This is a genomic window from Ramlibacter sp., from assembly GCF_013697775.1.
GTDB lineage: Bacteria > Pseudomonadota > Gammaproteobacteria > Burkholderiales > Burkholderiaceae_C > Ramlibacter.
In genome coordinates, this window is the sequence record NZ_JACCWG010000095.1 from 1 (window position 1) to 4,131 (window position 4,131).

Genomic DNA, 4,131 nt, shown 5'->3' on the forward strand with positions numbered 1-4,131 from the left:
CCCCATCACCGGCCGGCCGGGTCCACTGCAGCAGGCCCCAGCCCACCGCAGCGGCCAGCGCCAGGGCCATGCCCCAGCGCCAGACCGTTGCCTGGCTCACCTTACTTGCTCGGCAGGTTGCGCAGGATGGCGGGGTTTTCGGCGCTGCCGAACTGCGGGATCTGGGCGGCCATCGGCACGTTGCTGTCGCTGATGTTGTGGCCGATGGTGTTCACCGGCGCCACGGAGATGGAGCCGTTGGGGAACACCGTCAGCTCGAACACCGTCCAGAAGTCGTCGTCGCCGGTCCAGCCGGTGGCGGGCGGCGTGTAGGTGTAGACCGTGCCGTTGGCGAGCTCCAGGCGCACGTTGGCACCGGAGACGCCGATGTTGCCCACGCCGGAGTAGTGGTGCACCCCGTAGCGGTACACCCCGGGGCGCAGCGTGCCGCTGGTGTTGGTGGCCGGGCAGGTCACAGTCTCGGGGCCGTAGCTGGTGGTGTCGTCCACGTCGAGCTTGCACAGGCCGCCCGAGGACTTGTCCGCGTAGTAGATGTGGAAGCGCGAGGGCTCCGCGATCGGCCCGGTCATGTGCGAATCCAGGTCTTGCGGATTGGCGCCCCAGGTGAGGATCACGCGGAACTGGCCGGCCGTCAGGCCGCCGTTCTGGCCGGTGGCCGGCGACAGCGCCACGCTCACGGCGTTGGTGCTGGTGCAGGTGAGCAGCGTGGCTTGCGACGTGCTGTTGTAGCTGGGAGCGGCGATCCCCACCAGCGTGGGCGCGGCGGGCAGGCCGGTGAAGGTGGCCAGGCCCTGGCTGTTGGTCGTCACCGTGCGGCCCGCGACCGTCACCAGCGCGCCCGACACCGGGGCGGAAGCACCGGTCACGGCGTTGTTGACCACGACCTGCAGGTTGGCGCAGTTGTTGGCGCCGACGCCCGCCTGCGTGATGTTCACCGGCACCAGGTGCAGCGTGGTGGGGTCGAACTGGAAAATGACGTTGTAGTCGGCCTGCTGGGTGGTGGTGCCGCCGGTGTACGGATTGGGAATCGGCAGGAACGCGCGCACGTTCTCGATCAGCACCTGGTTGGGCGCCACGCCGGTGCCCCGGGTGGACGAGAAATCGATGGTGAGCTGGGCAGAGCTGGTGCCTGCGGCGCACAGCATGAACAGACCGGCAATGATTTGCCGGCTTCGTTGAAACAACATTGGAAACTCCTTCTCCCTCGCCAGTTGCGAGTGGGCGGAAGTGTAGAAAAATGCGCGGGCATTCGTCACCTTTCGGGCCCCGCAATGTGACTTTTTTACTAACGGATTTGCAACAGTGTGCGAAAAGCCCATTCTGAAAATCAGCCCCGCCCGACTTTGAATCGTCGATTCCGCGCGCTCCCGTTCGTCGTGCAGACACCATGACCCCTCACAACAATCCCGCTTCCCTTCCTGACTCCTCCCCCTCTGCCCCCAGCCGCTGGTGGGCTCTTTTGGTCCTGTGCCTGGGCGTGCTGATGATCGTGCTGGACACGACCATCGTGAACGTGGCGCTGCCCTCCATCCGCACCGACCTGGGCTTCAGCGAGACCGCGCTGGTCTGGGTGGTCAATGCCTACATGCTCACCTTCGGCGGCTTCCTGCTGCTGGGCGGCCGGCTGGGCGACTTGTACGGCCACCGCAAGCTGTTCCTGCTGGGCATCGCGCTGTTCACCGTGGCCTCGCTCGCCTGCGGCCTGTCGCGCTCGCAGGAGCTGCTGATCGCCGCCCGTGCGGTGCAGGGCCTGGGCGGCGCGGTGGTGTCCGCCGTGGCGCTGTCGCTCATCATGAATCTGTTCACCGAGCCGGCCGAGCGCGCCAAGGCCATGGGCGTGTACGGCTTCGTGTGCGCCGGCGGCGGCAGCATCGGCGTGCTGCTGGGCGGCCTGCTCACCAGCCAGTTCAGCTGGCACTGGATCTTCCTGGTCAACCTGCCGCTCGGCATCGCGGTGTACGTGCTGTGCCTGTCGCTGCTGCCGGCCGCGCGCGGCCAAGCCGGTGGGCGGCTGGACATGGGCGGCGCGGTGACCATCACCCTGTCGATGATGCTGGCGGTGTATGCAGTGGTGAACGGCAACGAAGCCGGCTGGCTCTCGCTGCAGACGCTGGGGCTGCTGGCCAGCGCCGCGGCGCTGCTGGGCGCCTTCCTGTTCATCGAGTCGCGCGTGGCCTCGCCGCTGATGCCGCTGTCGCTGTTCCGCCTGCGCAATCTGGCCACGGCCAACGCGGTCGGCGTGCTGTGGGCGGCGGCCATGTTCGCCTGGTTCTTCATCTCCGCGCTCTATGCGCAGCTGGTGCTGGGCTACACGCCGATGCAGGTGGGCCTGACCTTCCTGCCGGCCAACATCCTGATGGCGATCTTCTCTCTCGGCCTGTCGGCCAAGATGGTGATGCGCTTCGGCCTGCGCCTGCCGCTGGCCGGCGGCCTGCTGCTGGCGGCGGCCGGCCTGGCGCTGTTCGCGCGCGCGCCCGGCGACGGCCGGTTCATCGTCGACGTGCTGCCCGGCATGCTGCTGCTCGGCCTGGGCGCCGGCATCGCCTTCAACCCGATGCTGCTGGCCGCCATGAGCGACGTCGATCCGGCCGACTCGGGCCTGGCCTCGGGCGTGGTCAACACCTCGTTCATGATGGGCGGCGCGCTCGGGCTCGCCGTGCTCGCGAGCGTCGCGTCGGCGCGCACCGGCGACGACGGCTCCCTGGCCGCGCTCGTCGACGGCTACCACGCGGCGTTCGTCATCGGCACCGCCTTCGCGCTCGCCGCGGGTGTCGTCGCCGCCGTCTTCCTCCGCCCGGCCCCGGCCGAGCACCCGGAAACCACTACCGCACTGGAGGCCGCGTGATGTTGCAGGACTCGAAGGCGTTCGCCAGCTTCTCCGTCGACGACATACCGCGTGCGAAGGCGTTCTACGCCGACACGCTCGGTCTCCGCGTCCGGGACGAGATGGGCGGGCTCGCACTCGACCCCGCCGGCGGGACGACCGTGTTCGTCTACCCGAAGGACGATCACGCGCCGGCAGCGTTCACCGTGCTGAACTTCCCGGTCACAGGTCTCGAGGGCATCGTCGACCGGCTGACGGCGGCGGGTGTCCGCTTCGAGCAGTACCCCGAGCTCGGAACGAACGAGAGGGGTATCGCCCGGATGGAGCAGGGGCCGACGATCGCGTGGTTCCGGGACCCCGCGGGGAACATCTTCGCGGTACACGAAGAGTAGGTTGACGCGATGACCGAGCTCGCCATCCGCCTCCGCGGCGTCGTCAAGCGCTACGGGGCGATCACGGCCGTCGACGGCCTCGATCTCGACGTGCCGGAGGGAACGTGCGTCGGCCTGCTCGGCCCGAACGGCGCCGGCAAGTCGACGACGATGCGGCTCCTGACGGCGCAGGCGATTGCCGACGAGGGCGAGCTCGACGTGCTCGGCTTCCGCTTGCCGCAGGAGTCGAAGGCCGCCCGGGCTCAGTGCGGCGTCGTGCCGCAGCTCGACAACCTCGACACGACGCTGACGGTGGCGCAGAACCTGCTCGTCTTCTCGCACCTCTACCGCATCCCGCGGGCGGAGCGCGGCGACGCGATCGAGCGGGCGCTCGTGATGGCGAAGCTGACCGACCGGCGCAAGGAGCGGGTGGACAAGCTCTCGGGCGGCATGCGCCGGCGCCTGCTGATCGCGCGGGCGCTGGTGCACGGGCCGCGCCTGGTGCTCCTCGACGAGCCCACCGTCGGGCTCGATCCGCAGGTCCGCCAGGAGCTTTGGGCGCTCATCGACGCTCTGCGCTCCGAAGGCGCGACGATCCTGATGTCGACGCACTACATCGAGGAGGCCCAGCGCCTCGCCGACACGGTGCTGATCATGTCCCACGGCAAGGCGGTCGCAGCCGGCTCGCCGGCCGAGCTCGTGACCGAGCACGCCGGCAGCGAGGTGCTCGAGGTCTACGGCGCGCCGGCGCGGCTCGAGGAGGTCGAGGCCGAGGCGGTCGGCGCGGGTCTCCGGACGCGGCGCACCGGCACGAGCGTGTCCATCCTCGGCGTCGACAACGGCAACGGCCTCGGCATCGCCGGCGAGCGCCGGCCGGCGAACCTCGAGGACGTCTTCGTCCTCCTGACCGGCGAGGAGATCGGCTGATGTCGGCTG

General features: G+C 69.4%; 4 protein-coding genes. 3 read left to right on the plus strand and 1 reads right to left on the minus strand.

Going from position 1 to position 4,131, the window contains the following annotated elements:
• Positions 1–101: 101 nt before the first annotated feature.
• On the minus strand, positions 102–1,187 hold the full coding sequence (locus H0U68_RS05110; RefSeq protein ID WP_296353327.1) for a hypothetical protein: 1,086 nt from the start codon (positions 1,185–1,187) through the stop codon (positions 102–104).
• A 200-nt stretch (positions 1,188–1,387) separates the two neighbouring features.
• Here H0U68_RS05110 and H0U68_RS05115 point away from each other — a divergent pair, with 200 nt between their 5' ends.
• From H0U68_RS05115 to H0U68_RS05125, 3 genes are read left to right on the plus strand one after another with little or no spacing between them, the layout of a single operon-like run.
• Complete coding sequence (locus tag H0U68_RS05115) at positions 1,388–2,845, plus strand: DHA2 family efflux MFS transporter permease subunit (RefSeq protein WP_296353328.1); 1,458 nt, start codon at positions 1,388–1,390, stop codon at positions 2,843–2,845.
• A complete protein-coding gene (locus tag H0U68_RS05120; protein WP_296353330.1) occupies positions 2,845–3,216 on the plus strand; it encodes a VOC family protein in 372 nt (123 codons plus the stop codon). Before H0U68_RS05115 ends, H0U68_RS05120 begins: the two co-directional genes overlap by 1 nt.
• A gap of 9 nt (positions 3,217–3,225) precedes the next feature.
• Positions 3,226–4,122, plus strand: coding sequence for an ABC transporter ATP-binding protein (locus H0U68_RS05125; protein WP_296353329.1), 897 nt, complete (start codon positions 3,226–3,228; stop codon positions 4,120–4,122).
• Positions 4,123–4,131 lie beyond the last annotated feature (9 nt).